Source organism: Streptomyces sp. NBC_01431 (assembly GCF_036231355.1).
GTDB lineage: Bacteria > Actinomycetota > Actinomycetes > Streptomycetales > Streptomycetaceae > Streptomyces.
Genome location: NZ_CP109496.1, coordinates 3,232,501 through 3,258,710 on the forward strand (window position 1 = coordinate 3,232,501; position 26,210 = coordinate 3,258,710).

The window sequence follows — 26,210 nt, forward strand, 5'->3', positions numbered from 1 at the left end:
CGGGGACTTGGCCCGCCCTGGGCCGGGGCCGGAAAACGGCTACAGGCCCAACGCCACCCGCACCTCCGACGCCACCCCCACGACGTCTCCCCGCGGCTCCACCGCGTACGCCGGATGCGTCCGCACCCACGTGTCCTCCAGCGCGTACCAGTCGATCGGCGCGGGCGGTCGGCCCGTGGTCAGCGAGGCCGACAGGGCGTCGAAGTAGGTGCGCCACCGCAGTGTGTACAGGCCCCCCACCAGGCCGGACCACTCCCGGTTCGCATAGTCCCGCAGCCCCCCGCCGTCCGCCCCCGCCCGCGGCCCCCACACCGTGAGCAGCGACACCGCGTCGTAGGCGAGCCGGTCCTTCTCCTCGGCCGTCGCACCCCACGCGCGCGCGTCCGCGATCCAGCGGCCCAGCAGGTGTCCCCGGTCCGTGGCGACCGCCCGCTCCAGCAGGTCGAGGCAGCACAACCACTCGCCGGTCAGCTGCGAGAACGCGGCCTTGTCCTTGGCCTCGTACGCCGCCCGGATACGTGGGAGCAGCACCCGGGAGTGATTGGAGAGGGTCTGGCGGGTGACGTCCAGGAGGTCATAGCGGTACGCGGACGAGGTGCGCAGTGCCGGTGCCGCGGCCAGCAGGGCGGGCAGAGCCTTCGCGAACTCATCGCTGGGGTACCGGAGTTGGGGCGGCGACCACGACGCCGCCGAGGTCGCCTTCAGGTCGGGGCGGGCGCCGAACAGGCCGTCCGCGCCTTCGCTCCACGAGTCCGCCCGCGTCGTGCCGTACGCGGTGCGGCGCAGGGTGTCCCAGGCGTCGGCGGCGTGTTCGTCATCGGCGCCGTACCGGTAGCGGGGCCACTCCTTGAACCAGGTTTCCAGGTCGAGCGGGCCGTCCGTCCAGGGCAGGTCGGAGAAGAGGGCGAAGGCGGCGGGATTGTTGTCCGCGCCTTCCGGCATGAGCGCGATGCCGTCGAGCGCGCTGTTCGGCTTGGTACGCCAACTCTCGTACAGAGAGGCCCAGTCGGGGGTGTTCGCACCCATCGCCGTATGGCCGCCGAAGTTCCAGATGGAGCCGAAGGCGTACGGCGCGCCCTCCCATGATTCCTCGCGGTCGGTGACGGACGGGAAGCGGTCGGAGAGGCCGTCCACGATGAACAGCTTCGCCTTGTCGACCGCTTCGATGATTTCGCGGTGCGGGTTCGTCTGCCAGCCCAGGATGTTCCAGATCGCACCGGGGTGGGCCGTGCGCAGCGCCGCTTCGACGGCCTTCGCGGCCGCGCCGATCGGCACGTCACCGGGGTTTCCGCCCTCGTGCAGGAGGTCCATCTTGTACATGGAGGTCGCGCCGAACAGGTCTGCCTGTTCGCGGTAGAAAGTTTCCGCGATCCGCGTGAAGTGGTCCGAACGCGGGTCGAGCCAGTCGGGCCGGGTGAAGCCCACCCAGCCGCCCTGCGGTACGACATGGGCGCCCGGGTTGCGGGCGGCGAAGCCGGGCGGCACCGTACCGAAGTAGCCGGGCAGCACCGGCGTCATGCCCAGTTCGCGCAGCCGGTTGATGATGCGGGTCGCCAACTCGGCCCGGCTGTCCAGGAGTTGCCGGGAAACCGGGCCGCCGAAGCCCGACATGTTCTGTAGCAGCCACCACGGCTGGTGCGCGGGGCCGGGGATCCAGGCGCGCAACTCCTCGTCGGCGTAGCCGTGCTGGAGGAAGGTGCGGTGGTACACCGAGTCCGCGCCGAGGTAGACCAGCACCTCGTTGTAGCCGTGCAGCGCGAGGACGTCGAGCTCGCGCTCCCAGTACGGCCAGTCGTGGTAGGTACCGGTGTAGCCGTCGTTGGTGTCGTTGAAGACGAAGCGGTGGGTGACGTTGGCGGTCTTCTCGATGGGCTCCGGGGGCGCCGGGAGGCGGCTGGACAGCCGGGTCTGCTCCCCCGCCCAGGAGATGTGGGCGTGTGCGACGTGCCTCAAGTACCAGTGGAATCCGGCGAGTTGGACTGCCGGGGTGCTGCCTTCGACGAGGATCCGGCCGGCCCCGCCCGAGACGCGGAAGCGGTCGCGGGCGGCCGCGCGCGCCACCGTGCGGAAGGTGACCTGATCGCGCTGAGCGGGCAGCAGCCGGGCCAGCGCCCGCGCGGCGGGGCCCCGGGCGGCCGCGGCCCCGGCCTCGTTGGCGTACCCGGCCTCGGTGCCCACCCCGAGGGCGAGGGCCGATCCGGCGAGTGAGCTCAGGAGCGTACGACGGGAAAGGCGCATCCCTCGACGGAAGCAGTGCCTCTCGGCGCGGTCAATGGAGCAGAACCGGTGACTCCTTGGACAAAAGCCCTTTGGACGAACACCGCCCGTGCAAACCAACTCGTCCGAACCCGGTGACCCCGGCCGCCCACCAAGGCCCGGCCGCTCGCATCCGCCCGTTCCGGTCCGCCGGTCAGATCCAGCCCAGTTCCCACAGGCGCCACACGCCCGTGCCGTCCGACAGGTACTGCGAGCCGCTGATGTCCTTGCTGCCCAGGACGTAGTTCTTGCCCTGCCACAGCGGGACCAGCGGGACGTCCTGGGCGACCTTCTCCTGGAGCGCCTTGAAGTCGTCGGCGGCGCGGCCCCGGTCGGTGTACCCCTGGGTCTGCTGGATGATCTGGTCGCTCGTCCTGTCGGAGTAGTTGTTGTGGAGGCTGTTGCCGGTGCCGACGAGCGGCTGGCCGAAGTTGTCCGGGTCGGGGAAGTCGGCGAGCCAGCCCGAGGTGTAGGCGTCGTACTTGCCCGCCGCGAAGTTCTCCTGCATCTTCGGCCAGTCCGCCTCGGCGATCAGGTCGACCTTGAAGATGCCGTCCCGCTCCAGCTGCCGCTTGATCTGCTCGGCCTCCGCGCCGTTCGCGCCGAGCTTGCGGTACGCCAGGTTGAAGCGGACCGGCAGCTGCTCGCCCGCCGACCGCAACAGGGCTTTCGCCCTGACCGGGTCGGGCTGCGGGTAGGCGTCGAAGAAGGCGGTGCTGTGGCCGGTGAAGCCCTGCGGGATCAGCGAGTAGAGGGGCTCGACGGTGCCGCTGTAGACGGTGTTGGCCAACGCCGCGCGGTCGATGAGGGCGGCGGCGGCCTCGCGGACCTTGGGCTTGGCGACCGCGCCGGCCGACTTCACGTTGAAGTTGAGGTCGCGGATGTCGTAGCCGGGCGAGGTGGTGATGCGCAGGTTCGGGTCGCCGGGCGAGAGCTTGGAGAGTACCGAGGGCGGCATCTCGCGGTGGGTGACGTCGACCTGCTTGGCCTGCCAGGCGTCGTTCAGCTGGTCGGACTCGGCGAAGTAGCGAATGGTTACGGGCAGCCCCTTCTTGGCCACCGCGCCCCGGTAGCCGGGGTTGGGCTCAAGGCGCGCGCTGACCGGGCGCCCGGTGGCGTCCTTCTCGTACTGCTTGAGCAGGTACGGGCCCGAGCCCACCACCGAGTCACCCTTGCGCAGTCCGGTCGCCGGGTACTGGCTGCTGTCGACGATCGAGCCCGCGCCGGTGGCGAGCTTCGACGGGAAGGTGGCGTCCTTGCTCTTCAGGTTGAAGGTGATGGCGTTCCCCTCGACGCCCACCGAGCCGAGCATGGAGAACAGCGGTGCGGGACCCACCTCGGAGTTGATCTTCAGCATCCGGTCGAAGGAGAACTTCACGTCCTCGGCGGTCATCCGGCGCCCGCTGGAGAAGCTGATGTCGTCCCGTAGCACGCACCGGTACGTCTGGAGCTTCTGCCCGACGAACGCGCAGCTTCGCGCGGCGTCCGGGACCGGGGTCGAGCTGCCCTGCGGGAAGGTGAGCAGCGACTGGTAGACGTTGTTGTAGACCGCCCAGGATCCCGCGTCGTAGGCGCCCGCGGGGTCGAGCGAGGTGATCACGTCGGTGGTGCCCACGACGATCGGGGCCTTCTTCACCTCGCCGGAGGGCAGCAGCTGCCAGCCGCCGACACCAGCGACCACCACTGCCGCGCCAATAGCCAGAATCCGCATACGGATCGACCGCATCGCCGTGTTCTCCTCGGAACGCCCCACTCTGGACCGGCGCGCGGAGACAGCACGCTGCGCCTGTGATGGCGCTCACCCAATCACACGTCCTTCACATAGTGGAAGGGTCAACCTTCTACTCACAGGTACTCGTTAGCCGAGCGTGACGCGGCCCTCGATCGCCTGCCGCTCGCGCTTGAGCCGCCACAGGAAGCGGAACCCGGCTATCCGCGCGGCGCCCCGGGGGAAAGGCAGGTGGCGGCGGCCAGCGGAAGCAGTCGGCCGGGTCCCGGCCGCGCCACGGGCAAGCCCGCCCCACCCCTGCACAGGTTCTTCACAGAAGTGGTTCCTCGGCGGTTACCCGGCTCGCGGCCCCGCGGTCGAGCTGCTGAAGGCGGCCGACATACTGGGAGCGAACGCCCCTCTCCACCAGAAGGAAGCCCATGAAGCTCAGCCGTCGCGTCTCGTGGTTCCTGCTCGCGTTCGGCGCGTGGTCCTGGGTGGTCTGGGTGACCTTCGCCAAGAACCTGTGGGCCGACGCCAGCGGACTCGCCTTCGACCACGACCGGCCCACGGCGTACTTCTGGGTCCATCTGACGCTCGCCATCGTCTCGTTCGCGCTCGGGACGATCATCGGTGTCATCGGGCTCCGGGGCGTCCGGGCGAACAAGTAGGCGGCGAGCGGGCCGGACGGGGCGGCGGCGCCGGTGCGAGTGGCCGCTGCCGTTTTTGGGGCGCGGGCCGTCCTCGACGGCGCGGCGTGACGCGGAAGGTTGCGCGGCCGGCGCCGCCGCACACCCCCGGCCGGGTGGGAGCTTCCGGCGGGTCATCCGTCCGATGATCGGATCGGCGCGCACAGCCTGTACGTTCTCGAACGTGTCTGCCGTGAAGAAGAGCGCATCGCACCAGTACGCGCCGAAGAGGCCCGCCGGGCTCGCCCTGTCCGTCGCCGTGGCCGCCGCCGCCCTGCTGCCCGGCCTGTCCGCGCCCCCCGCCGCCGCGGTGCCCCGGGACGACAAGCCAACCGCGTCCAGCACGCCCGGCGCACCCGGCGCGCCCGCCAAGCCCCGCTACGATCCGCCCCCCGCGGACATGTCGAAGCTCGGCGGGGACCAGCTGGGTCAGCCCGGCACCCAGGTGCGCCTCGGCGCGGGCGCGCCCGTGCTGCCCAAGGACGTGACCGGCCGGTCGTGGATCGTCGCGGACGCCGAGAGCGGCCAGGTGCTCGCCGCGCACAACGCGCACTGGCGGCTGCCGCCCGCCTCGACCCTGAAGATGCTCTTCGCGGACACCGTGCTGCCCAAGTTCCCCCGGGACCAGCAGCACGTGGTCACCCCGGCCGACCTCGCCGGGATGGGCCCCGGCAGCAGCCTGGTGGGGGTCAAGCCGAACCTGTCGTATTCGGTGCACGACCTGTGGCTCGGGGTGTTCCTGCGCTCCGGCAACGACGCCGTGCACGTGCTGTCCTCGATGAACGGCGGGGTGCCCCAGACCGTCAAGGACATGCAGGACCACGCGGACGACCTCCAGGCCCTGGACACCCACGTCGTCTCGCCGGACGGCTACGACGCGCCGGGCCAGGTGTCCAGCGCGTACGACCTGACGCTGTTCGCCCGCTCGGGGCTCCAGAAGAAGGACTTCCGCGAGTACTGCTCGACGGCGACCGCGAAGTTCCCCGGCCCCGAGGGCAAGGACAAGAAGCGCCAGAGCATCGACATCCAGAACACCAACCGGCTGCTCACCGGGGACTTCGGCCTCAGCCCCTACAAGGGCATCGCGGGCGTCAAGAACGGCAACACCACCAACGCGGGCTCGACCTTCACCGGTGTCGCCGAGCGGGACGGCCGGGTGCTGCTCGTCACCGTCATGAACCCGGAGTCCGCCGAGAGCCAGGCCGTCTACAAGGAGGCGGGCCGCCTGCTCGACTGGGGGTTCGCGGCCTCCGGCAAGGTGACCCCGGTCGGTGAACTCGTCCCGCCGAAGTCCGCGCAGACCGGGGCCGGGGACAGCTCGTCGCCGACCGCCCGGAGCCGCACGGAGCAGGCGTCCGCCGCCAACCGGGGCGAGAGCGGCGGCATGGGCATCGCACTCGCCGTGACCGGTGGCGTGCTGGTGCTCGTCGCGGGCGCGGTGTTCCTGATCAATCGTCGCTGGCCGCTGCGGAAGCGGTGAGCTCGGGGGCGTCCTCCTTGGCCGGGGTGGCCGTCCACGCCGCGCAGAAAAGGAGCAGCTTCGCGGTGAAGTTGATCCAGAGCAGCAGCGCGATGGGCACCCCGAAGGCGCCGTACATGCTCTTGGCGGCCACGCCCTTGATGTAGCCGCCGAGCAGCATTTTGAGGAGTTCGAAGCCGACCGCGCCGATCAGCGCGGCCACCACCAGGCGGCGGCGCGGCGGACTCACCCCGGGCAGCAGCGTCAGCACGTACAACAGGAGCAGGAAGTCGGCGAGCACGGCGACCGCGACCGCCGCGACCCGCAGCAGCACCCCGCCCGCGCCGCCCTGGTCGATGCCGAGCCGGTCGGCGCTCCAGCCGACGGCCGTGGAGCCGAGGGAGGAGGCGCCCCACGAGGCGAGTCCCGCGGCGCCGAGGCCCATGAGGACTCCGGCGTCCTTGAGCTTGCGCAGGAACGGGTTCTCGCCCTCCTCGGTCTCCTCCATGTCCCACACCACGCGCAGACAGCCGCGCATCTGCCCGATCCAGCCGATGCCGGTGAGCAGCAGCAGCGCGCCCGCGACGCCTCCCACCGTCCCGGCGTTGTCGATCAGCCCCTGGAGGTCGAGCTGGTCGGAGATGCCGGGGACCTGTTCGGCGATGGTGTGCTGGAGCTGCTGCACCTGCGCGGTGGACAGCAGCGCAGCCGTGACGGCGGCGCTGACGGTGATCAGCGGAAAGATCGCCAGGAAGCTGATGAAGGTGATGGCCGCGGCCAGCCGGGACCAGACGACGCGGTCGAGCCGCTCGTACGAACGCCAGAGGTGCGTCCGCATGAGCCGGATGATCCAGGGCCCGACGACGGGGAGTTTCTTCAGCCAGTCCATGACGTACGACTACCCTCTTCACCCGTGCTGTGTCCTTCCGGGGGCGGGACGTCGCCGCCACCCTGGCTGAAGACCAGCGTTCTCGTGCCCCAGAATCGCAGGCAGGTGGCGAGGGCCATGCCGAGGACCGCGCCGGAGAGGGTGTCGGCGCGCGGGGAGGTGAAGCCGAGGCCGTAGTGCGAGACGGCGATGCAGAGCAACTGCACCAGTGCGCCCGCGATGTTCACGGCGAGGAACACCGCGTACCCGCGTCGCCCGGCCCGCCGCCCCCGATAGGTGCCGAACGCGTTGCCGAGGTAGGCGACCGTGCAACCGGCCACGAACGAGAGGCACTTGGCGCCGATCGGGTCCCAGCCGAGCCCGGACCGCAGCCACAGGAAGAGCCCGAGGTCGGCGGCGTACGCGCAGATCCCGGCCAGTGCGAAGCCGGTCACCTCGGACCTGGTGATGCTCACAGGTCGGCGACCGCGAGCGCGTACAGCGCGATCCACACCAGACCGATGACGGCGAGCGCGCGGTCGTGCAGGACGACGTGTTCGGGGGCGCCCGCGCTGCCCCGGTCGGCGAAGACGGCATACCGCAGGATCGCCCCGATGAAGGGGACCATCGACAACTGCCGCCAGGGCAGCAGCGAACCGCCCGACATTCCGCCGCTCTCCAGGGCCCACATGCAGTAGGCGAGCACCGCGACACCCGCGGCGAGCTGCCACACGAAGCGGAGGTAGCCGGTGGTGTACGCGTCCAGGAGCGAGCGGGTGGCGGCGCCGCGGCCCTCCATCTGGACGGCTTCGGAGTACCGCTTGGCGGAGACCATGAACAGCGCGCCGAACCCGGCGGTGATCAGGAACCAGCGGGACAGCGGGATGCCGAGCGCGACGCCGCCGGTCATGGCCCGCATCAGGAACCCGGCGGTGACGACGACCAGATCGACGACGAGGACGTGCTTCAGCTTGACGCAGTAGGCGAGTTGCATGACGACGTACCCGGTGAGGAGCGCGGCCGTCATGGCGTTGCAGGTCAGCGCGGCGCCGAGCGGGGCGAGCACGGCCAGTACCGCGCCGGCCGCGTAGGCGGCGGTCACCGGCACCCGCCCGGCGGCGACCGGGCGGTGGCACTTGTCGGGGTGGGCGCGGTCGGCCTCGGCGTCGCGGGCGTCGTTGATGAGGTAGACGGCGGACGCCGCTGCCGTGAACAGGGCGAATACCAGGGTGAGTTGGGTGAGGACGTGCTCACTGGTGAGCCGGCCCGCGGCGGCGGGGGCGGCCACCACGAGCACGTTCTTGATCCACTGGCGGGGCCGCGCGGTGCGCACCAGGCCACCGGGGAGTGCGAGCAGGCGCCGGATCGGTGAGGCCGGGCCGGGAGGGTCGAGGAGTACCGCACCGGGCTCGGTCATCGGCGCCCCCCTTCGAGCGGTTTGCGCATCCAGGCCGCGCCGGCTCGCGCGGTGACACCGCCGAGCAGCGCGCCCGCCGCGATGTCGCTGGGGTAGTGCACCCCGGCGACCAGGCGGGACACACACATCGCGGCAGCCAGCGGCGGCACCAGGTGCGCGCCCGCCGGTCGCAGCGCGCCGTAGGCGACGGCCGCGGCGGCGGCCGAGGTCGCGTGCGAGCTCGGGAACGAGTGCCGCCCCGCGGTGCGCACCAGGGGTTCGCCCGCCGGAAGGTGCGGCCGGGGCCTGCGCACCACCCGCTTCACGCCCATGCTGGCCAGGTGGGCGACGGCGACCAGAGCGGCGGCGCGCAGCCAGGCCGCACGCCGGTCCCGGTCGGCGGCGGCCGCGGCGAGCCCGGCCGCGAGCCAGAGCGCGCCGTGCTCGCCGGCCCTGGACAGCGCGCGGGCGGCGGCGGCCACGCGTGGGTCCGTGCCGCAGTCGCGCAGTGCGGCCAGGAGCCGTTGATCGGCGTCGGTGCACGACGGCTTCTGCATCTGCCACCCTCTTCCGTGACGTCGGCCCCGCCAACTGGCCGTAGGCCATGGGCGACTCTCCTGGTCCGAGGAAGGCATATTTGGGATAAAAGGGACCGACACTCATCTAATCACCCATTTCGGGGAGCGCTTCCGGGACCGGCACCCGGGACCGACCCCCGGACCGACACCCGGCACCCTCGCCCGGCGCCGACAGGAGAGGCCGGGCGGGTGATTACGACAAAGAGGGCAAGTTAGGCGATACCGTCGCATTCATGTCCGCCGACACCGAGACCCCCGCCGCACCCGAGCCCGGCCCGGCATCCGTACCCGGCCCGGTACCGGCGCCCGCGCCCGTCGCTCCCACCCCCGTGACCGGCTGGGGGCGCACCGCCCCCACCGCCGCCCGGGTGTTGCGCCCGCGCAGCTACGAGGAGGCGGCGGCCGCGGTGCGGGCGTGCGGGGCGCGCGGCACCATCGCCCGCGGCCTCGGCCGGGCGTACGGCGACGCCGCGCAGAACGCGGGCGGCGCGGTCCTCGACATGACCGGCCTCGACCGCATCCGCACCATCGACGCCGAGGCCGGCGTGGTCACCTGCGACGCGGGCGTCAGCCTGCACCGGCTGATGGAGGTGCTGCTGCCGCTCGGCTGGTTCGTACCCGTGACGCCCGGCACCCGGTACGTCACCGTCGGCGGGGCCATCGGCGCCGACATCCACGGCAAGAACCACCACGTCTCGGGGTCCTTCGCGCGCCATGTGCGCGAACTGGAACTGCTCACCGCGGACGGCACGGTACGCACCCTCACGCCGGGCAGCGAGCTGTTCGAGGCGACCGCGGGCGGCATGGGCCTGACGGGCGTCATCCTGCGCGCCACCGTCCAACTCCTGCCCGTCGCGACCTCGTTGATGTCGGTCGACACCGAACGGGCCGCGGATCTGGACGACTTGATGGCGCGGCTGACCGCCACCGACCACCGCTACCGCTACTCGGTGGCGTGGATCGACCTCCTCGCGCGGGGCGCCCGGACCGGGCGGGCGGTGCTGACCCGCGGCGAGCACGCGCCGCTGGACGCGCTGCCGCCCCGCGCCCGCCGCAGCCCGCTCGCCTTCCGCCCCGGCCGGCTCCCGGCCGCCCCCGCCTTCCTGCCGGAGGGACTGCTCGGCCGGGCCTCCGTATCGGCGTTCAACGAGCTCTGGTACCGCAAGGCGCCCAGGCGCCGCACGGGCGAGCTCCAGCGGATCCCGGCGTTCTTCCACCCGCTGGACGGGGTGCCGCACTGGAACCGCGTCTACGGCCGCGGCGGCTTCGTCCAGTACCAGTTCGTCGTCGGGTACGGGCAGGAGGACACGCTGCGCACCATCGTGCGGCGGATCTCCCGGCGCGGCTGCCCGTCCTTCCTGGCCGTGCTGAAGCGCTTCGGCGAGAGCGACCCCGGCTGGCTGTCCTTTCCGCTGCCGGGCTGGACGCTGGCCCTCGACATCCCCGCGAACCTGCCGGGGCTCGGCGCCTTCCTCGACGGACTCGACGAGGAGGTGGCGGCCGCGGGCGGCCGCGTCTACCTGGCGAAGGACGCGCGGATGCGGGGTGAACTGATGGAGCGCATGTACCCGAAGCTGCCCCAATTCCGTTCCCTGCGCGCCGAGTTGGACCCCACCGGAGTCTTCGTATCCGACCTCGCCCGCCGCCTGGCCCTGTGATCGACCTCCACCACCGACCACCGAGAAGGAGCCCCTTGATGAAGGACGCGTTCGGCACCCCGCAGTCCCTGCTCGTGCTCGGCGGCACGTCCGAGATCGGCCTCGCCACCGCCCGCCGCCTCGTGGCCCGCCGCACCCGCACGGTGTGGCTCGCGGGGCGGCCCTCCCCCGCCCTGGAGGCGGCCGCGGCCGGGCTGCGCGAACTGGGCCCGGACGTCCACACGCTCGCCTTCGACGCGCTCGACCCCGCGTCCCACGAGGACGCGCTCGGCAAGGTGTTCGCCGAGGGCGACATCGACATGGTGCTGGTCGCGTTCGGGGTGCTCGGCGAGCAGACCCGCGACGAGGGCGAACCGCTCGCGGCGGTGCGGGTCGCGCAGACCAACTACACCGGTGCGGTCTCGGCGGGCCTCATCTGCGCGAAGGCCCTCCAGGCGCAGGGCCACGGCTCGCTGGTGGTGCTCTCCTCGGTGGCCGGCGAGCGGGCCCGTCGCGCCAACTTCATCTACGGGTCGAGCAAGGCGGGGCTCGACGCGTTCGCGCAGGGCCTGGGGGACGCGCTGCACGGCACGGGGGTGCACGTCATGGTCGTACGTCCCGGATTCGTCCGGACGAAGATGACGGCGGGGCTGACCGAGGCCCCCCTCGCCACCACCCCCGAAGCGGTGGCCCTGGCCATCGAGTCGGGCCTGCGGCGCCGGGCGGAGGTGGTGTGGGTGCCGGGGGCGCTGCGGGTGGTGATGTCGGCACTGCGGCACGCGCCGCGGGGGGTGTTCCGGCGGCTGCCGGTGTGAGGACGGCCTTCCCGAAATGCCGGTGCCGCCAGGAGCGCGGGGAACAACCACGCACGGTCCGCGGCCGAAAGGCGGCCGGGGGCCGGGGCGAGCCGCAGGGGCCTAGCGCAGGGAGGGCTGGTCCAGGGACGTGGCCTGGGCCGGGACTCCGCGCGCTCCCCGCCCGAAGGGGTACTCGTGCAGCTTGCGCCACACCCCGTCCGCGCCCTGCTCGTAGAGGGCGAAGCCACCGCACGTCCAGGAGGCCGAGAACCCCGCCAGGGCCTCGTACGCCCGGTCCATCCCCTCCTCGGAGATCCCGTGCGCCACCGTCACATGGGGGTGGTACGGGAACCGGAGCTCGCGCACCAGCGGTCCCGCCTCGTCCCGTACCCACTGCTGGAGCCGCGCGCAGTCGCCCGCGCCGTCCACCACCTTGACGAAGACGACCGGGGACAGCGGACGGAAGGTCCCCGTGCCCGCGAGACGCATCGGGAACGCGCGGCCGGCCGCCGCGACCGACGCGAGGTGCGCCTCGATCTCCGGCAGGCGCTCCGCCTCGACCTCGTGCGGCGGCAGCAGGGTGATGTGCGTGGGGATGCCGTGCGCGGCAGGGTCCCCGAAGCCCGCGCGCCGCTCCTGGAGCAGGCTGCCGTACGGCTCCGGGACCGCGATCGAAACGCCGAGCGTTACGGTCCCCACGTCGTTCTCCTCAGTCATGTCCGGACACATCGGTTCCGGGTACGTCAGTGTGCAGTGTGACGGCCGCACCGCCGTCTGGCCAGTGCCCAGGGCCAGGCACCGGCCACCCGCCGGGCTCAGTGCTTGGCGGGCAGGAAGCCGACCTTGTCGTACGCCGACGCCAGCGTCTCGGCGGCGACCGCGCGGGCCTTCTCGGCACCCTTGGCGAGCAGCGAGTCCAGCGTCTCGGAGTCGTCCAGGTATTCCTGCGTACGGGTCCGGAACGGCGTGACGAACTCCACCATCACCTCGGCGAGGTCGGTCTTGAGCGCGCCGTACATCTTGCCCTCGTACTCGGCCTCAAGGGCGGCGATCGTCTTGCCGGTGAGCGTGGAGTAGATGGTGAGCAGGTTCGAGACGCCGGGCTTGTTCTCGGCGTCGTACTTGATCACCGTGTCCGTGTCGGTGATCGCGCTCTTGACCTTCTTCGCCGTCGTCTTCGGCTCGTCCAGGAGGTTGATGAGGCCCTTCGGCGTCGATGCCGACTTGCTCATCTTGATCAGCGGGTCCTGGAGGTCGTAGATCTTCGCCGTTTCCTTCAGGATGTACGGCGCCGGGACGGTGAAGGTCTCCCCGAAGCGGCCGTTGAAGCGCTCGGCGAGGTCGCGGGTCAGCTCGACGTGCTGGCGCTGGTCCTCGCCGACCGGGACCTCGTGGGCCTGGTAGAGCAGGATGTCGGCGACCTGGAGGACCGGGTACGTGAAGAGGCCGACGGTGGCGTTGCCCGCGCCCTGCTTGGCCGACTTGTCCTTGAACTGGGTCATGCGGCTGGCCTCGCCGAAGCCGGTGAGGCAGTTCATGATCCAGGCGAGCTGGGTGTGCTCGGGGACGTGGCTCTGGACGAACAGCGTGCAGCGTTCGGGGTCGAGACCGGCGGCGAGCAGCTGGGCGACGGCGAGCCGGGTGTTGGCGCGCAGCTCGGCCGGGTCCTGCGGGACGGTGATCGCGTGGAGGTCCACAACCATGTAGAACGCGTCGTGGGACTCCTGCAGCGCGACCCACTGACGGACCGCGCCGAGGTAGTTGCCGAGGTGGAACGAGCCTGCGGTGGGCTGGATTCCGGAGAGCACGCGGGGGCGAGTGGAGGCCATGCTCAGCATTCTCTCAGGTGCGCGTGCCCACCCGGAAACCCCGCCGTTGTGACCGGCCCCACAGGCGACCCACCCCCGCGGTGGCTCCGCCCCCGAGCCCCCGCCCCTCAAACGCCGGGAGGCTGGATACGAGTACGACCGCGGACCGTGCGTGGCTGCTCGCGCAGTTCCCCGCGCCCCTGTCAGGGTTGCTCCTGGCACGGTGCCCGTGCAGGCATCCTCAACAGCAGGGAAGGGGCAGGGTGGGGATCAGTCCAAGGGCAGGCCCGGCGCGGGGTAGGCGGTGAGCAGCTCCGCCACCTCGGCCCGGATCGACGAGAGCGCCGCCTCGTCCCCGGCGCGCCCCGCCGCGACGCCCCGGTCGATCCACTCGGCGACCGCCGGCATGTGCTCGACGCCCAGGCCCCGGGAGGTCAGGGACGGCGTACCGATGCGGATGCCGGACGGGTCGAAGGGCTTTCGGGGGTCGTACGGCACCGTGTTGTAGTTGACGACGATCCCCGCCCGGTCGAGCGCCTTGGCCGCGACCTTGCCGGGCACGTCCTTGGGCGTGAGGTCCATCAGGATCAGGTGGTTGTCGGTGCCGCCGGACACGAGGTCGAAGCCCCGGGCCAGGAGCGCCTCGGCCAGCGCCTTCGCGTTGGCGACCACCTGGTGCGCGTACGCGCAGAACGCCGGCTGCGCCGCCTCGTGCAGCGCGACCGCGATCGCCGCCGTGGTCTGGTTGTGCGGGCCGCCCTGGAGCCCGGGGAAGACCGCCTTGTCGATGGCCTTCGCGTGCTCCTCGCGCGACATCAGCATCGCCCCGCGCGGACCCCGCAGGGTCTTGTGGGTGGTGGTGGAGATGACGTCCGCGTGGGGCACGGGCGAGGGGTGCGCGCCGCCCGCGATCAGGCCCGCGATGTGCGCGACGTCGGCGACGAGCACCGAGCCCGCCTCCCGCGCGATCTCCGCGAACGCGGCGAAGTCGATGGTGCGGGGCAGCGCCGTACCACCGCAGAAGATCAGCTTGGGGCGTTCCTTGAGGGCGAGTTCGCGTACCTCGTCGAAGTCGATCAGGCCGGTGTCGGCGCGCACGCCGTACTGCACGCCCCGGAACCACTTGCCCGTCGCCGAGACGCCCCAGCCGTGCGTGAGGTGGCCGCCCATCGGCAGCGCCATGCCCATCACCGTGTCGCCGGGCTCGGCGAACGCGAGGTACACGGCGAGGTTGGCGGGCGAGCCCGAGTACGGCTGGACGTTGGCGTGCTCGACGCCGAACAGCGCCTTGGCCCGCTCGACGGCCAGCGTCTCGACCTTGTCGATGTTCTGCTGGCCCTCGTAGTAGCGGCGGCCCGCGTAGCCCTCGCTGTACTTGTTCTGCAGGACCGTCCCCGAGGCCTGGAGCACCGCCGTCGAGACGTAGTTCTCGCTGGGGATCAGGCGCAGGGTGTCCGACTGGAGCTGTTCCTCGGCGGCGACGAGCGCGGCCAGCTCCGGGTCGGCGGCGAGCAGGGCGGGATGGGAAAGCGGCAGGCTCATGGCGTCCTCCGGGGTCCGTTGACAGATTCCCGGGGTGCCCAGGCGGGCGGCACCTCGTGCTACAGGCCGCGCACGGCTCCCCCGGGGTCGCTTCCCCGTTCGCCAGTCGCCGTACGTACCGAACACCCTACCGGCCACGTCGACGGGAAGGTTTCCTCGTCCGGCAGACGAGCGACGATAGAAAAGGGCACCATCAACGCCCCATGCCGCATGACGATCGGAGAACCCGTGTCGACACACGCCGCGACCGAAGACGCCATCCGTTCCGCCGAGGCACACAGTGCGCACAACTACCACCCGCTGCCCGTCGTCGTCGCCTCCGCCGAGGGCGCCTGGATGACGGATGTCGAGGGCCGCCGCTACCTCGACATGCTGGCCGGCTACTCGGCACTCAATTTCGGCCACGGCAACCGGCGTCTCATCGAGGCGGCGAAGGCTCAGCTGGAGAGAGTGACGCTGACGTCGCGGGCCTTCCACCACGACCGCTTCGCGCAGTTCTGTACGGAGCTCGCCGCGTTGTGCGGCAAGGACATGGTGCTGCCGATGAACACCGGGGCGGAGGCGGTGGAGACCGCCGTGAAAACCGCCCGCAAGTGGGGCTACAAGGTCAAGGGCGTGAAGGACGGCACGGCCAAGATCGTGGTCGCCCGGGACAACTTCCACGGCCGTACGACCACGATCGTCAGCTTCTCGACCGACCCGGAGGCCCGCGCGGACTACGGCCCCTACACGCCGGGCTTCGAGATCGTCCCGTACGGCGACCTCACCGCGATGCGGGCGGCGGTCACCGAGAACACCGTGGCCGTGCTGCTCGAACCCATTCAGGGCGAGGCGGGCGTGCTCGTGCCGCCGCCCGGATATCTCGCGGGCGTACGGGAGTTGACCCGCGAGCGGAACGTGCTGTTCATGGCCGACGAGATCCAGTCCGGCCTGGGCCGCACCGGGAAGACCTTCGCCTGTGAGCACGAGGACGTCGTGCCGGACGTGTACATCCTGGGCAAGGCGCTGGGCGGCGGGGTGGTCCCGGTGTCGGCGGTCGTCGCCTCGGCGGACGTGCTCGGGGTGTTCGGGCCGGGCGAGCACGGCTCGACGTTCGGCGGGAACCCCCTGGCGTGCGCGGTGGCCCTTGAGGTCATCGCGATGCTGCGGACCGGCGAGTACCAGCAGCGGGCCACCGAGCTGGGCGATCACCTGCACCACGAGCTCGGCCTGCTGGCCGGCACCGGCGCGGTCGAGACGGTCCGCGGCCGCGGGCTGTGGGCGGGCGTGGACATCAATCCGTCGCACGGGACCGGGCGGCAGATCTCCGAGAAGCTGATGGACCGCGGGGTCCTGGTCAAGGACACCCACGGGTCCACGATCCGCATCGCGCCGCCGCTGGTCATCAGCAAGGAGGACCTGGACTGGGGACTCGACCAGCTGCGCGCGGTCCTCGCGGAACACTGAGCGGTTCCAGCGCGGCGCACAGGCGCTCAGCTGTGACGTCGTGCGGCTGCGCCGACCGGCGGTCGACGAGACGCACGGCGCGCCCGGCCTGCCTCAACTCGCCGGAACGGCCGGGCAGTTGGAGCCTGCGCAGAAGGCGCTGAGCACCGTCTTCAACGTGTTCTCCTGCTCCGGCCACGCCGTGGCCGGAGCCGCGGACAGTACCGCGTAGTGCTCGCCGCCGGGCGTCAGGAAGGCGTAGTCGACCACCTGACGCCGGTGGCCGAGCTGCTGGTTGTCGTACGCGTAGACGAGCCGCGCGGCCTGCGTTGCGCCGCCCGGCACGGTCGCGTCGTTGCCGAGGCTGATCTCCTGGTACCCGGGGTTCTTCGCCAGCTCTCCCGAGGTCTGCTTCAGCGCGTCGTAGGGGCTGAGACCCGCCTCGGCGACCGGGTACACCTGGATCAGCCGGGCGCCGTCCGCGGAGTTGTAGAAGACCCCCTTGGCGCCCTGGTCCTGGCGGGTCCAGCCCTGCGGCACGTTGAGGGTGAACCCCCTTGGATCCCGGGTGAGCTGGAACCCGGCGGGCACGGTCGCCCCCGCCGACGGCGAGGCCGAGGGACTTGCCTTGCCGTCGTCGCTCCGGTCGGGGGTGACCGACGGCGACCCCGGGCCGGGCGAGCTCGCCACGACCTTCGGGTGCTCCGGCCCGCCGCGGGCCAGGAACCAGCCGCCGCCCGCCCCGGCCGCGGCCACGACGACCATCGCGACGACGACGGCGAGGGGCACCCGCCGTCGCGGGCGCACCCCGGACGGCTCGACGGGCGCCGGGTACGAACCGTCCCACGAGGGCGCCCCGTCCGGCCCGGCCACCGGGTACGCCTCGTCCGGCCCGGACCCGGGGGGCGTCGGGGACGCGAGATCCCTCCGGGGTGCCGGAGCCGCCTCTGGCACGGGAGCCGTCTGGGGCTGGTGAGGCGCAGGGGGCGCGGGAGCCGCCGGGGACGGGGGACCCGCCTCCGGCTGGTGAGGCGCAGAGGGCGGCGGAGGCGGCGGAGGCGTCTGGGGGGCGGGGGGCTGCGCGGGCGGCGGGGATGCCGCGTCCGACCCCCGCACCCGCTCCCACTTCTGCGTCGCCGCGTTCCAGCGGACCTCACCCCGGTCCGGGCTCATCGCTCGCTCACAGTCCGGTCACCTCGCGGACCTGCTGGACCAGCGTCCCTCCCGAGGCGAGCAGGCCCGTGATGGCGGTGGCGTTGGAGAGGAGCTCGCCGAGCCGGGCGAGGCGGGTGGGGGTCGCACGCCCGGCGGTGCGGATCTCGCCCTCGGTGTCAGCCAGTTCGGCGTCCAGGGTGCGGGTCTGGTCGTTGACCACCAGCTGGGCGAGCCCGGCCCGGAACTCCACGATGGCGTCCAGGAGTTGGCGCTGCGCCTCCTCGTCGCCACCACCGGCGCGGTACGTGCTGCGTACGTCGTTGTTGTCGCCGACCGAGACGGACCCGGTCACCCCGCTGATGTGCACGGACCGCTGCGTGCTGTCGCCGTCGGACATGTCATCTCACCCCTCGTTCTTGACGATGTTGTTGTCGCCGACGCTGATCGCCCCGCGCGCGTTCTCGATCATGACACCGCCCTGGGCGACGTTGACGATCTTCTGCTCGAACTGCCCGGTGTCGTACCCGGCTTCGTACAGGACATTGCGCACCCCGCTGGTCACCCGGTCCTCGATGGACTTCACGTAGCGCTGGTAGTCCATCGCCTGGAACAGCGAGGTCCCGGGTGCCGCTGCCAGCTCGCGCACGGAGCGGGCCGGGCCGTCGGGCAGCGCCTGCCCGAAACCGCCGGTCAGGCGGTGCCAGGTGGAGCCGGCCGCCCGGCCGAGCACGACCAGGCAGCGCAGCGCGGAGGCCGGGGTGCGCAGGAGCGCCCAGGCCGCCTTGCCCAGCGGGTTGCGGCAGCGGAAGTCGTGGGCGGCCCGGTCGGCGCGGAAGAAGTCCTCGCGCAGCGGGGGCAGCACGTGCGGCGCGAGTTCGAGGACCAGCATGCCGCCCTGCGTGTGGACCCGTACGAACACGGTGGTGACGAGGTGTTCCTCCCAACCGCCGACCCGGATCCGCAGGAAGTGCCTGCGGGCCTCGCCGCCCTCCTCCAGGGCGGCGGCGCGGTGCTCCTCGAAGTCGCCGTCGCGGTAGGGGGCGTGCGCGCGCGAGGGGAGGCCGTCGACCGGAAGGAAGACGTACTCGGTCATCTCCAGCTGCCGCAACCGGTCGCGTACGTCGGCGCCCTGGGCCACCGCCGTCGGTGCGGGGACGCGGAGTCGGGCGATGAGGGGCTCGACCATGCGCAGGATCTCGGCGTTGCCGACCCGGGCCGGGGCCTGGTCGCCGAGGGACTTGCGGGGGCGCAGCTGGATGGAGACCGACCAGGGGTCGAAGGCGTCGCCCGCGCCGCGGAAGGGCGCGTGCGCGCGGTAGACCGCGAGCCGGGCGTGCTGCTCGGCGCGGATCATGGCGGCCAGCCGGTGGAACCGCCCGTTGGTGGTGGCCTGCGCGGGATCGGCGGCGAAGTCCTTGAAGCCCTCGGGCGAGAGCTCGCCAGCCATGATCCGGGCGAACTGGGCACGCTGCACACCGACGCAGAGCGCGAGCACGGCGAAGCAGGCGAGGATCCCCCAGCCGAGGCCCGGACTGAAGCCCTGGTTCGCGAGGTCGATGGCACCGCTGCCGACCAGAGCGGCCGGGCCGCCGAGAACCTGCGGGACCGGCCCAGGGCGCCCGTAGGAGTCGCCGAAGCCGGACCCGTCCCCGTAACTCCCGTAGCCGGACGAGTAGTTGTGCGAGGAGGAGCTGTAGCCGCCGAACAGCGAGACCACCACCGCGATGACGAACAGGGCGAGCATCAGCCGCGCCCACCAGCGCAGCATGAAGGCGGGGACGGTGCGGTACCAGGACGCGGGTCTGGCGGTGCCGCGGATGAGCCGGGCCGCGCCGAGCAGCAGGCAGGGCACCAGGATGACCAGGAAGGCGTAGTGCGTGACGACGACGCTGAGCACCCAGAGCACGAGGATGCCGAGCGACCAGGCGATCTCCAGGTTGCGGGCGCGCAGGGCGTGCGCGAGCACCCGCGCCGCGTCGAAGCCGAGCGAGGGGGCGACGATGCGCTCCTCGTGGACGTACAGCTCGTCGATGACGGCGTCGCGGTACTCCTCGTCCAGGTAGGCGCCCGCGGCCATCAGCCGGGTCGCCTCGCTCAGCGCCGGGTGCACCGGCGGCAGCCCGCCGGGCGACTCGGCCGTCGACTGTGCCTGCTGCGGCACATGGGCCTGCGTCATGTTCCTGCTCTCCCCGAGGTGTGAACCGGCGCGCCCCAACTCTTCCGTACGAGAAAGGAGTTCGGCGGCAGGCCCGTTGCCAGGCAGGCCATGGTAGCGGCGCCCGCACCCTGCGCACCCCCGCGATCACCCACCGGCACGGTAATTGCCTCGCGCCATCGCGTGCACGGCGGCACGATGCGGGCATGGAACGCGACTTGATCAGCACGATCGCCCACACCGGCCACCCGATCGCCGGACCGCTCGGTGACGAGTCGGTACGGCAAATCCTCGAACGCGCCCTGCCGCGCGGCGACGGCAGGCTGCTCGACCTCGGCTGCGCGGAGGCGGAATGGCTGGTGCGGGCACTCGACGGGCGGCCCGCTCTGCGCGCCGACGGGGTCGACATCAACGAGAGGGCGCTGGCGAAGGCCCGCACGGCGATCGACGCGGCCGGTGTCGCGAACCGGGTGCGGCTGCACACCGTCGACGCCCGGGAGTTCGCCCCGCCGCGGGCGGACCCGTACGACGTAGTGCTGTGCATAGGCGCCACTCACGCCTTCGGCGGCCTGCTGCCCACCTTGGAGGCGGCCCGGCGCCATCTCGCGCCGGGCGGCAGTGTGCTGGTGGGCGAGGGGTTCTTCGACGGCGAGGTCAACGAGACCATGCGCGAGGCGGGCTTCGCCCCCGACGAGTACCCGGACCTTGCGGGCACGTTCGACCAGGTGACGGGGGCGGGCTGGGTCCCGGTGAACGCCCATGTGAGCTCGCAGGAGGAGTGGGACGCCTACGAGTTCTCCTGGACCGGCTCCCTCGCGTCCTGGGCCCTGGACCACCCCGAACACCCCGACGCGGCCGAGGCGTTGAAGGTGGCCGATGAGCACCGGACGGGGTACGTGCGGGGGTATCGGGGGGTGCTGGGGTTCGTGACGCTGGAGTTGAGGGCGGGCGCCGCGCCCTCGTCCCGGCCCCCCGTCATCTGATCACGTGCGGCACGAACCTCGCGTACTCGTCCGTGATCAGCCCCGCCGACTCCCGGATGCCCAGGCCCGCCGCCTCGTTCTCGACCACCCACGCCCCGAGCACGACCCGGTTGCCGTCGAAGTCGGGCAGAGGCGCCAACTCCTGGTAGCAGCACGGCTCTTCGGGCCGGAGCGGCGGGGTGGAGCCCGGCGGGTGCACGGTGACCCCGGCGCCCTCGCGGCCGAGCAGCGGCTTCGCGACGTACCCCCGCCCCAGGCCCAGGTCGCGCGCCCCGTCCAGGTAGGCGGGCAGCAGGTTCGGGTGTCCCGGGTACAGCTCCCAGAGCACGGCCAGCAGCGCCTTGTTGGAGAGCAGCATCTTCCACGCCGGCTCGATCCAGCACGTCGTTCCCGTACCGCCCCCGTTGTCGAGGGTCTCCAGGACCTGCGGTCCGAACGCGTCCGAGGTCAGCCACTCCCACGGGTACAGCTTGAAGCAGGCGCGGATGAAGCGGAGCCGGTCGTCCACGAAGCGGCCGGTGATGCTGTCCCACCCGATCGTCTCGACCGAGAGGGCCTCGGTGTCGAGCCCCGCCTGCTCGGCCGTCTCCCGCAGGTACGCCACCGTCATGAGGTCCTCGCCGAGCTCGTCCCCGTCGGAGTGCGCGAAGTGCACGGGGCCGGGCGGCAACAGCGGCGCGTGCCGCTTCCAGGCCGCCACCAGGCGTTCGTGCAGCGAGTTCCACTGGTCGGCGCCGGGGAACCGGTCCTCCATCCAGAACCACTGCGCGCTCGCCGCCTCGACCAGCGAGGTCGGGGTGTCGGCGTTGTACTCCAGCATCTTGGCCGGGCCCGTTCCGTCGTAACGGAGGTCGAACCGCCCGTACAGGGACGGCAGTTCGGCCCGTCGTCGCCATGACTCCGCCACCAGGTCCGCGAGCCGGCCGTCCATGATGCCGAGCTCGGCGAAGCGGCCCTTCTCGACGATGTGCGCCGCCGCTGCCAGGCACATGGTGTGCAGTTCCTCGACGGTCTCCTCCAGCGCCTCGACCTCGGGCAGCGTGAAGGAGTAGTACGCGCTCTCGTCCCAGTAGGGCCGCAGCGAGTCGTCGGGGTAGCGGGTCAGCGGGTAGATGACGCCCTGCTCCTCGACGGTGCGCTGCCAGTCGGGGCGGGGTTGTATGCGGTGGCGTTCCATGACCTCAGCCGCCGCTGGATCCGCCGTGGCCGAACCCGCCACGCGAGACCCCGGACTTGTCGAAGGAACCGCCGGAGACCTTGCCGCCGCGGTTGGACCCGCCGTAGTAGTACTGGCCGCTGCCGCCGCTCTTGCACTCGTACGTCGGGAGTTGCTTGTGCGTGACCGGATCGACGCAGCGCCGGTCCGGCTCGTCGCCGCACGCGGTGAGCGTCGCGGCGAGCACTCCCATGCCGCCGAGCACCACCGTGGTGGACCTGAACCTCCGCATCAGCGGACCTCCCCCGTTTCCGTGCCGACCTTGCTGAGCGTGTTGTGGGACGCGTTTTGGCCACACACTAGTTCCCGGCCATCCGGCTGCCTCCCCCGGGCTTTCCCCGCCCGCTGACGGTGCGACTACAGTCCCCCTGTGTTCTTTGGGATGATCTGCGCGCTTGCGGCCGCGCTCTGCTTCGGTACGGCCACCGTCCTCCAGGCCGCCGCGACGCGCGCCGCCGAGCCGAGTACGGGGGCGGCCGCCGGTTCGGGGGTCGATGCGGCGCTGCTGCTGCGTGCCGTGCGCCAGTGGCGCTATATGGCGGGTCTGGCGCTCGACGGCCTCGGCTTCGTCTTCCAGATCATCGCCCTGCGTTCGGTGCCGATCTACGCGGTCGGCGCGGCGCTCGCCGCCTCGCTCGCGGTGACGGCGGTGGTCGCGGCCCGCATCCTGAAGGTCAGGCTGTCCGGTACGGAGTGGGCGGCGGTCGGGGTGGTCTGCGCGGGCCTGGCCCTGCTGGCGCTGTCGTCCGGCGCGGAGGGCAAGGAAGCGGGCCCCGCCTCGCTGCCCTGGTGGCTGCTCGGGGTGTCGGGCGCGGTGCTGGCCGCCGGAGCCGTCGGCGGCAGGCTCCCCGACCGCGGCCGGGCCCTCGTCCTTGGTCTCGGCGCGGGCTGCGGGTTCGGTGTGGTCGAGGTGGCGGTCCGCCTCATCGACGACCCCTTCGACCTGACGAATCCGGCGCTGTACGCCCTGCTGCTCGGCGGCGGCGCCGCGTTCCTGCTGCTCACCTCCGCGCTGTCGCGCGGTTCGGTCACCACGGCGACGGCGGGCCTGGTCATCGGCGAGACCATCGGCCCGGCCCTGATCGGTGTCACCTGGCTGGGTGACCGCACCCGGGACGGCCTCGGCTGGCTGACCGTCACCGGCTTCGCGGTGGCGGTGGCGGGCGCGCTGGCCCTGGCCCGCTTCGGGGAGGCCCCGGAGCCCGTCCCGGAGCCCTCCCTCCGGGACGTCTAGGGCTTACGGCAGCGCCCTGAAGGAGCGGGGGGAACCGCGCGACCAGCCACCAACCGCCCGGGGCTTCGAACCGGTCTTCCGGCGGAGCGTTACGGCAGCGCCCTGCACAGCGCGTCGAGCGCCCCCGCCCATCCCGAGTCCGGCGGGGTCGCGTACCCCACCACCAACGCGTCCCGGTCCACCGGGAGTTCGGGGTGGCGGAAGCGGGCGAGGCTCTCCAGGGCGAGGCCGTGCCAGGTGGCGGACCGCATGACGGAGCGCTCGGTGCCGGGCGGCAGTTCGACCAGCGCGTGCAGCCCGGCGGCGATCCCGCTGACCCGTACGTCGGGCGCCCGCTCGGCGAGCGCCGCCACCAGCTGGTCGCGGCGGCGGCGGTAGTGCAGCCGCATGCCGCGCACATGCCGGTCGTAGGCGCCGGACCCGATGAACTCGGCGAGCGTCAGCTGATCGAGCGCGCTGCCCGTCCAGTCCGCGCCGCCCTTCGCCTCGGCCACCTCGCCCACGAGGCGCTCGGGCAACACCATCCACGCGATGCGCAGGCCCGGTGCGAGCGACTTGCTGGCGGTGCCGATGTAGACGACGTGCTCGGGGTCGAGGCCCTGGAGCGCGCCGACCGGCTGGCGGTCGTAGCGGAACTCGCCGTCGTAGTCGTCCTCCACTATCAGCCCGCCGGTGGCGCGGGCCCAGTCGACGGCGGCCGCCCGCCGGTCCGGCAGCAGCGGCAGGCCGATCGGGAACTGGTGCGCGGGCGTCATGAGCACCGCACCCACCCCCTTCATCGACCCCAACTCCTCGGTGCGGGTACCCAGTTCGTCGAAGGGGAGCGGCGGAATGCGGTGCCCCGCGTCGGTCAGCAGCTTCCAGTGCACGTCAAGGCCGTACGACTCGACCGCGACCTCCCGCACCCGGCGGGCCCGCAGCACCTTGCCGATCAGCATCAGCCCGTGCACGAATCCGGAGCAGACGACGATGCGGTCGGGCGAGGCGTACACACCGCGGGCGCGGGCCAGGTAGTCCGCGAGGACCGTGCGCAGTTCGACGCGACCGCGCGGGTCGCCGTACCCGAACGCCTCGTGCGGGGCGTCGGTGAGCGCCCGGCGGGCCGCCTTGAGCCACTCGGCACGCGGGAAGGAGGCGAGGTCGGGGCTGCCCGCCATCAGGTTGTACGTGGGTCTGCGGCGGGCCGGGAGGCGGTGGGCGCGGTGCTTGTCCTGGCGGGCGACGGCTCGCTGGGCCACGTGGGTGCCGGAGCCCTGGCGGGCGGTGAGCCAGCCCTCGGCGACGAGTTCGGCATAGGCGTCGGCGACCGTGTTGCGGGCGATGCCGAGGTCGACGGCGAGCGTGCGGGAGGAGGGCAGCCGGGTGCCGGGGGCGAGCCGTCCGCTGCGCACGGCTTCGCGCAGCGCGTCCATGAGTCCGGAGCGCAGCCCCGCCCCGCCCACGTCGACATGCAGATCGACACCGAGTGTTTCCGGAGAAGTGGCCCAGGATTTCACCATGGAATTGGACCATACCCGTGTGCCATACGACCCGTACCGTCGGAACCATGACGACGAACGAGAACCCCGCGTACGCACCCGAGCAGTCCCCCCGCCTCCAGTGGGCCAAGGCCGCGCCGGAGGTCTACAAGGCCATGGTGAAGCTGAGCGCCGCCGCCGAGCAGGGGCTCGACCCGGTGATCGCCGAGCTGGTCAAGATCCGCGCCTCCCAGCTCAACCACTGCGCGGTGTGCCTGGACATGCACACCAAGGACGCGATCGCGGCGGGCGAGTCGGTGGAGCGGATCGTGCAGCTCAGCGCCTGGGAGGAGTCCGCGCACTTCTACACCGAGAAGGAGCTCGCGGCGATCGCGCTGACCGAGGCGATCACGGTCCTCACCGACGGCTTCGTACCGGACGAGGTGTACGCGAAGGCCGCCAAGCACTTCGAGGAGACCGAGCTGGCGCACCTCATCTCCACCATCACCATGATCAACGCCTGGAACCGCTTCGGCGTGACCACCCGCGGCACGGCCGGCCACTACACGCCGGGCATGTACAAGTGAGCGGAGCCACACGGGAGTTCCGGGTTCCCGAGCAGGTCTTCCTGAGCCTGGCGGGTCTGTCCGCCGCCGCGAAGCGGGGGCTCGGCGACCCGGCCCTCGCCGAGTTGGTGATGGTTCGCGCCTCCCAGCTCAACCACTGCGCCTTCTGCCTGGACATGCACCTGGCCCTCGCCCGCAAGGGCGGCGAGAGCGAGGACCGGCTCGACCTCCTCGCGGCCTGGCAGGAGGCGGGCGACGTCTTCACCGAGCGGGAGCGGGCCGCACTCGCCCTCACCGAGGCGGTCACCGTCCTGACTGGGGGCACCTCCCGGACGAGGTCTGGGGGAGGGTTCGTTCCCGACGCGGTGTACGAGGCGGCCGCCCGGCACTTCGACGGCACCCAACTCGCCCATCTGATCGCGGCGATCACCGTCATCAACAGCTGGAACCGGCTGATGGTGGCCCGCCGCACGGCACCCGGAGAGACTGAATGGCACAGCTGAACCCCGCGGACACCTTCCGCGCCCTGCACCAGGGGCGCACGGCGGGCGATCCGCTCGTGCTGCCCGGCCCGTGGGACGCGGCCAGCGCCAAGGTCTTCGAGGAGGCCGGTTTCCCGGCCCTGGCCACGCCGAGCGCGGGGGTCTCGGCGTCCCTGGGGTACGAGGACGGCTCGACGCCCGCGGACGAGATGTTCGCGGCGGTCACCCGCATCGTCCGCGCGGTCTCGGTCCCCGTCTCGGCGGACATCGAGGACGGGTACGGCCTCGCGCCGAAGGAGCTGGTGGCCCGGCTCCTGGAGACCGGCGCGGTCGGCTGCAACCTGGAGGACTCCGCCGAGGGCGCCCTCAAGGACCCGGCCCGGCACGCCGACTGGCTGGCCGAGGTGCGGGCGGAGGCGGGCGACCGGCTGTTCATCAACGCCCGGGTCGACACCTACATCCGCCAACTGCCCGAGCTGGACGCGACGATCGCGCGGGCCCGCGCGTACGTGGCGGCGGGCGCGGACGGCGTCTACCCGTTCGCCGCGCCGCCCGAACACCTTCCGCGGATCGCCGCGGCGGTGCCGGTGCCGGTCAACATGGCCGTCCTGCCGGATGCCCCGTCGCCGCGCCGCATGGGCGAACTGGGCGCGGGCCGCATCACGTTCGGCCCCGGCCTCCAGATCCGCGCGACGAACGCGCTGCGCGACATCGCCCGCCAGGTGCGCGAGTTGTAGCGACGGCGTACGGATGCGATGGTGCCCCCGGCCTGGCTCGGCCGGGGGCACCTTCATGCGCG

General features: G+C 72.2%; 25 protein-coding genes and 1 riboswitch. Of the genes, 10 read left to right on the forward strand and 15 right to left on the reverse strand.

Annotation, left to right across the window (positions count from 1 at the left end):
- Positions 1–39: 39 nt before the first annotated feature.
- Together OG522_RS14740 and OG522_RS14745 are read right to left on the reverse strand one after the other, a co-directional pair.
- A complete protein-coding gene (locus OG522_RS14740; RefSeq protein WP_329463444.1) occupies positions 40–2,238 on the reverse strand; it encodes an alpha-N-acetylglucosaminidase in 2,199 nt (732 codons plus the stop codon).
- Positions 2,239–2,410: 172 nt separating this feature from the next.
- Complete coding sequence (locus OG522_RS14745; RefSeq protein WP_329463445.1) at positions 2,411–3,982, reverse strand: ABC transporter substrate-binding protein; 1,572 nt, start codon at positions 3,980–3,982, stop codon at positions 2,411–2,413.
- 422 nt (positions 3,983–4,404) lie between these two features.
- On the opposite strand from OG522_RS14745, the gene OG522_RS14750 reads away from it, so the two are divergent.
- Positions 4,405–4,635, forward strand: a complete 231-nt coding sequence (locus tag OG522_RS14750) for an SCO4848 family membrane protein (RefSeq protein WP_329463446.1) — start codon at positions 4,405–4,407, stop codon at positions 4,633–4,635.
- A 202-nt stretch (positions 4,636–4,837) separates the two neighbouring features.
- Positions 4,838–6,133, forward strand: coding sequence for a D-alanyl-D-alanine carboxypeptidase family protein (locus OG522_RS14755; protein ID WP_443074702.1), 1,296 nt, complete (start codon positions 4,838–4,840; stop codon positions 6,131–6,133).
- Here the strand turns inward: OG522_RS14755 and OG522_RS14760 are convergent.
- Genes OG522_RS14760 through OG522_RS14775 form a run of 4 tightly spaced genes read right to left on the reverse strand, consistent with a single transcriptional unit; the run spans position 6,102 to position 8,933 of the window.
- Positions 6,102–7,001, reverse strand: coding sequence for a YihY/virulence factor BrkB family protein (locus tag OG522_RS14760; protein WP_329463448.1), 900 nt, complete (start codon positions 6,999–7,001; stop codon positions 6,102–6,104). The two genes, OG522_RS14755 and OG522_RS14760, sit on opposite strands and share 32 nt — an antisense overlap.
- Complete coding sequence (locus OG522_RS14765) at positions 6,989–7,456, reverse strand: GtrA family protein (protein ID WP_329463449.1); 468 nt, start codon at positions 7,454–7,456, stop codon at positions 6,989–6,991. The genes OG522_RS14760 and OG522_RS14765 overlap by 13 nt, the downstream gene beginning before the upstream one ends.
- Positions 7,453–8,397 (reverse strand): decaprenyl-phosphate phosphoribosyltransferase, encoded by a 945-nt coding sequence (locus OG522_RS14770; protein ID WP_329463450.1) that lies wholly within the window; start codon positions 8,395–8,397, stop codon positions 7,453–7,455. The genes OG522_RS14765 and OG522_RS14770 overlap by 4 nt, the downstream gene beginning before the upstream one ends.
- Complete coding sequence (locus tag OG522_RS14775; protein WP_329463451.1) at positions 8,394–8,933, reverse strand: phosphatase PAP2 family protein; 540 nt, start codon at positions 8,931–8,933, stop codon at positions 8,394–8,396. The genes OG522_RS14770 and OG522_RS14775 overlap by 4 nt, the downstream gene beginning before the upstream one ends.
- A gap of 254 nt (positions 8,934–9,187) precedes the next feature.
- Between OG522_RS14775 and OG522_RS14780 the strand changes: the two genes are divergently transcribed.
- Together OG522_RS14780 and OG522_RS14785 are read left to right on the forward strand one after the other, a co-directional pair.
- A complete protein-coding gene (locus tag OG522_RS14780) occupies positions 9,188–10,612 on the forward strand; it encodes an FAD-binding oxidoreductase (RefSeq protein ID WP_329463452.1) in 1,425 nt (474 codons plus the stop codon).
- A gap of 38 nt (positions 10,613–10,650) precedes the next feature.
- On the forward strand, positions 10,651–11,406 hold the full coding sequence (locus OG522_RS14785) for a decaprenylphospho-beta-D-erythro-pentofuranosid-2-ulose 2-reductase (RefSeq protein ID WP_329463453.1): 756 nt from the start codon (positions 10,651–10,653) through the stop codon (positions 11,404–11,406).
- A 102-nt stretch (positions 11,407–11,508) separates the two neighbouring features.
- On the opposite strand, the gene OG522_RS14790 is transcribed toward OG522_RS14785, so the two are convergent.
- The 3 genes from OG522_RS14790 to glyA all read right to left on the reverse strand — a co-directional run bounded on the left by OG522_RS14790 (position 11,509) and on the right by glyA (position 14,738).
- Entirely contained in the window at positions 11,509–12,087 is a 579-nt protein-coding gene (locus OG522_RS14790) for a 2'-5' RNA ligase family protein (protein WP_329463454.1), read from the reverse strand.
- A gap of 116 nt (positions 12,088–12,203) precedes the next feature.
- Positions 12,204–13,217 (reverse strand): tryptophan--tRNA ligase, encoded by a 1,014-nt coding sequence (gene trpS / locus OG522_RS14795; RefSeq protein ID WP_329463455.1) that lies wholly within the window; start codon positions 13,215–13,217, stop codon positions 12,204–12,206.
- Between the two features lie 249 nt (positions 13,218–13,466).
- Positions 13,467–14,738, reverse strand: a complete 1,272-nt coding sequence (gene glyA, locus OG522_RS14800; protein WP_329463456.1) for a serine hydroxymethyltransferase — start codon at positions 14,736–14,738, stop codon at positions 13,467–13,469.
- 29 nt (positions 14,739–14,767) lie between these two features.
- Positions 14,768–14,858, reverse strand: a riboswitch (ZMP/ZTP riboswitch).
- A 90-nt stretch (positions 14,859–14,948) separates the two neighbouring features.
- Between glyA and rocD the strand changes: the two genes are divergently transcribed.
- On the forward strand, positions 14,949–16,184 hold the full coding sequence (rocD, locus tag OG522_RS14805; RefSeq protein ID WP_329463457.1) for an ornithine--oxo-acid transaminase: 1,236 nt from the start codon (positions 14,949–14,951) through the stop codon (positions 16,182–16,184).
- A 93-nt stretch (positions 16,185–16,277) separates the two neighbouring features.
- On the opposite strand, the gene OG522_RS14810 is transcribed toward rocD, so the two are convergent.
- The 3 genes from OG522_RS14810 to OG522_RS14820 form a co-directional block, all read right to left on the reverse strand.
- Positions 16,278–17,036: a hypothetical protein gene (locus tag OG522_RS14810; RefSeq protein ID WP_329463459.1), complete on the reverse strand. Its 759-nt coding sequence runs from the start codon at positions 17,034–17,036 to the stop codon at positions 16,278–16,280.
- Positions 17,037–17,343: 307 nt separating this feature from the next.
- On the reverse strand, positions 17,344–17,715 hold the full coding sequence (locus tag OG522_RS14815) for a hypothetical protein (RefSeq protein ID WP_329463460.1): 372 nt from the start codon (positions 17,713–17,715) through the stop codon (positions 17,344–17,346).
- Between the two features lie 6 nt (positions 17,716–17,721).
- On the reverse strand, positions 17,722–19,494 hold the full coding sequence (locus OG522_RS14820) for a hypothetical protein (protein WP_329463461.1): 1,773 nt from the start codon (positions 19,492–19,494) through the stop codon (positions 17,722–17,724).
- A gap of 185 nt (positions 19,495–19,679) precedes the next feature.
- Here OG522_RS14820 and OG522_RS14825 point away from each other — a divergent pair, with 185 nt between their 5' ends.
- Positions 19,680–20,456, forward strand: coding sequence for an SAM-dependent methyltransferase (locus OG522_RS14825; RefSeq protein ID WP_329463462.1), 777 nt, complete (start codon positions 19,680–19,682; stop codon positions 20,454–20,456).
- Here OG522_RS14825 and OG522_RS14830 read toward each other — a convergent pair.
- Complete coding sequence (locus OG522_RS14830; RefSeq protein ID WP_329463463.1) at positions 20,449–21,633, reverse strand: glutathionylspermidine synthase family protein; 1,185 nt, start codon at positions 21,631–21,633, stop codon at positions 20,449–20,451. The genes OG522_RS14825 and OG522_RS14830 overlap by 8 nt on opposite strands.
- A gap of 4 nt (positions 21,634–21,637) precedes the next feature.
- Entirely contained in the window at positions 21,638–21,904 is a 267-nt protein-coding gene (locus OG522_RS14835; RefSeq protein ID WP_329463464.1) for a hypothetical protein, read from the reverse strand.
- 150 nt (positions 21,905–22,054) lie between these two features.
- Between OG522_RS14835 and OG522_RS14840 the strand changes: the two genes are divergently transcribed.
- Positions 22,055–22,906, forward strand: coding sequence for a hypothetical protein (locus OG522_RS14840; RefSeq protein WP_329467593.1), 852 nt, complete (start codon positions 22,055–22,057; stop codon positions 22,904–22,906).
- Positions 22,907–22,995: 89 nt separating this feature from the next.
- On the opposite strand, the gene pdxR is transcribed toward OG522_RS14840, so the two are convergent.
- Positions 22,996–24,405 carry a MocR-like pyridoxine biosynthesis transcription factor PdxR gene (gene pdxR / locus OG522_RS14845; RefSeq protein ID WP_329463465.1) on the reverse strand — a complete coding sequence of 470 codons (1,410 nt, stop codon included), beginning with the start codon at positions 24,403–24,405 and terminating at the stop codon, positions 22,996–22,998.
- 47 nt (positions 24,406–24,452) lie between these two features.
- Between pdxR and OG522_RS14850 the strand changes: the two genes are divergently transcribed.
- From OG522_RS14850 to OG522_RS14860, 3 genes are read left to right on the forward strand one after another with little or no spacing between them, the layout of a single operon-like run.
- The gene (locus tag OG522_RS14850; protein WP_329463466.1) at positions 24,453–24,950 is read left to right on the forward strand and encodes a carboxymuconolactone decarboxylase family protein; all 498 of its coding nucleotides are present in this window, start codon (positions 24,453–24,455) and stop codon (positions 24,948–24,950) included.
- Positions 24,947–25,432 (forward strand): carboxymuconolactone decarboxylase family protein, encoded by a 486-nt coding sequence (locus OG522_RS14855; RefSeq protein ID WP_329463467.1) that lies wholly within the window; start codon positions 24,947–24,949, stop codon positions 25,430–25,432. Before OG522_RS14850 ends, OG522_RS14855 begins: the two co-directional genes overlap by 4 nt.
- On the forward strand, positions 25,420–26,148 hold the full coding sequence (locus OG522_RS14860) for an isocitrate lyase/PEP mutase family protein (protein WP_329463468.1): 729 nt from the start codon (positions 25,420–25,422) through the stop codon (positions 26,146–26,148). The genes OG522_RS14855 and OG522_RS14860 overlap by 13 nt, the downstream gene beginning before the upstream one ends.
- Positions 26,149–26,210 lie beyond the last annotated feature (62 nt).

Excerpts from the sequence above, each read along its gene's own strand:
- OG522_RS14820 (WP_329463461.1), bottom strand. The coding sequence starts at position 19,494 with ATGACGCAGGCCCATGTGCCGCAGCAGGCACAGTCGACGGCCGAGTCG.
- OG522_RS14750 (WP_329463446.1), top strand. The coding sequence starts at position 4,405 with ATGAAGCTCAGCCGTCGCGTCTCGTGGTTCCTGCTCGCGTTCGGCGCG.
- pdxR (WP_329463465.1), bottom strand. The coding sequence starts at position 24,405 with ATGGTGAAATCCTGGGCCACTTCTCCGGAAACACTCGGTGTCGATCTG.
- OG522_RS14825 (WP_329463462.1), top strand. The coding sequence starts at position 19,680 with ATGGAACGCGACTTGATCAGCACGATCGCCCACACCGGCCACCCGATC.
- OG522_RS14760 (WP_329463448.1), bottom strand. The coding sequence starts at position 7,001 with ATGGACTGGCTGAAGAAACTCCCCGTCGTCGGGCCCTGGATCATCCGG.
- OG522_RS14745 (WP_329463445.1), bottom strand. The coding sequence starts at position 3,982 with ATGCGGTCGATCCGTATGCGGATTCTGGCTATTGGCGCGGCAGTGGTG.
- OG522_RS14815 (WP_329463460.1), bottom strand. The coding sequence starts at position 17,715 with ATGTCCGACGGCGACAGCACGCAGCGGTCCGTGCACATCAGCGGGGTG.
- glyA (WP_329463456.1), bottom strand. The coding sequence starts at position 14,738 with ATGAGCCTGCCGCTTTCCCATCCCGCCCTGCTCGCCGCCGACCCGGAG.
- OG522_RS14770 (WP_329463450.1), bottom strand. The coding sequence starts at position 8,397 with ATGACCGAGCCCGGTGCGGTACTCCTCGACCCTCCCGGCCCGGCCTCA.
- OG522_RS14740 (WP_329463444.1), bottom strand. The coding sequence starts at position 2,238 with ATGCGCCTTTCCCGTCGTACGCTCCTGAGCTCACTCGCCGGATCGGCC.
- OG522_RS14850 (WP_329463466.1), top strand. The coding sequence starts at position 24,453 with ATGACGACGAACGAGAACCCCGCGTACGCACCCGAGCAGTCCCCCCGC.
- OG522_RS14860 (WP_329463468.1), top strand. The coding sequence starts at position 25,420 with ATGGCACAGCTGAACCCCGCGGACACCTTCCGCGCCCTGCACCAGGGG.
- OG522_RS14785 (WP_329463453.1), top strand. The coding sequence starts at position 10,651 with ATGAAGGACGCGTTCGGCACCCCGCAGTCCCTGCTCGTGCTCGGCGGC.
- OG522_RS14830 (WP_329463463.1), bottom strand. The coding sequence starts at position 21,633 with ATGGAACGCCACCGCATACAACCCCGCCCCGACTGGCAGCGCACCGTC.
- trpS (WP_329463455.1), bottom strand. The coding sequence starts at position 13,217 with ATGGCCTCCACTCGCCCCCGCGTGCTCTCCGGAATCCAGCCCACCGCA.
- OG522_RS14835 (WP_329463464.1), bottom strand. The coding sequence starts at position 21,904 with ATGCGGAGGTTCAGGTCCACCACGGTGGTGCTCGGCGGCATGGGAGTG.
- rocD (WP_329463457.1), top strand. The coding sequence starts at position 14,949 with ATGACGATCGGAGAACCCGTGTCGACACACGCCGCGACCGAAGACGCC.
- OG522_RS14780 (WP_329463452.1), top strand. The coding sequence starts at position 9,188 with ATGTCCGCCGACACCGAGACCCCCGCCGCACCCGAGCCCGGCCCGGCA.
- OG522_RS14840 (WP_329467593.1), top strand. The coding sequence starts at position 22,055 with ATGATCTGCGCGCTTGCGGCCGCGCTCTGCTTCGGTACGGCCACCGTC.
- OG522_RS14775 (WP_329463451.1), bottom strand. The coding sequence starts at position 8,933 with ATGCAGAAGCCGTCGTGCACCGACGCCGATCAACGGCTCCTGGCCGCA.